The organism is Kistimonas scapharcae (assembly GCF_039540975.1).
Classification (GTDB): domain Bacteria; phylum Pseudomonadota; class Gammaproteobacteria; order Pseudomonadales; family Endozoicomonadaceae; genus Kistimonas; species Kistimonas scapharcae.
Genome location: NZ_BAABFL010000069.1, coordinates 1 through 660 on the forward strand (window position 1 = coordinate 1; position 660 = coordinate 660).

At 54.9% G+C, this 660-nt stretch carries 1 protein-coding gene; it reads left to right on the top strand.

The genetic code is table 11. From position 1 onward, the window contains the following. The first annotated feature begins 382 nt into the window (after positions 1-382). Positions 383-610 (top strand): hypothetical protein, encoded by a 228-nt coding sequence (locus ABD892_RS03875; RefSeq protein ID WP_345194026.1) that lies wholly within the window; start codon positions 383-385, stop codon positions 608-610. Positions 611-660: the final 50 nt, after the last annotated feature.

The following is a 660-nucleotide window of genomic DNA, read 5'->3' on the forward strand; positions in this document are numbered from 1 at the left end:
ACGCCGGTTCGTGCCAATTACCCCAAATCGGTGCGGACGCTTGAGGAAATGGCGTCGTACTGCAAGGGGATCGGCCTGAAGATCCCCGCCAAAGCCCGGAAAGAGGATGTGACTGCCCTGATCAAGGCGCACGACAGTGATGTGATTATCTGGGATGAGTTCTTAAGAGAAATGGCGGAGACTAAAACCATTCTTTCCGAAGACGATATGGCACTGGCCGAGGGGGTTATTGCCTCGGTGGCCGCGCATCCCAAAGCGGCAAAGTGTTTTTCCGGCGGCGTGGCGGAACGTTCCATTTTTTACATCGACAACCACACCGGTGAGTGGTGTCGGGCACGACCGGATTACTACCGGGAAGANGGAGGCCTGTCGCCATGCCGGTATGAAGGCGACCGGTTTTGCGTGGCTGGCCATTGAAAAAGAACCGCCTTACGCCATCGGCCTGTATATGGCCAGCCCTGAACTGCTTATGCAGGGCCATGACCTGTATCGCCAATACCTGGTTAACTACCATGGTTGCCGTGAAACCGGCATCTGGCCTGCCTATGCCACGGACTTTTTAACCATTGATCTCCCTGAATGGGCGAAGCCTGCAGATCTGGATGACTAACCGACAAGGAGCGTTTATGTCGCAATTACAACACCATCAGGGCAACGGTA

What these genes read in the sequence shown, in the direction of transcription:
- ABD892_RS03875 (WP_345194026.1), top strand. Translation starts at nt 383, where the DNA reads ATGAAGGCGACCGGTTTTGCGTGGCTGGCCATTGAAAAAGAACCGCCT.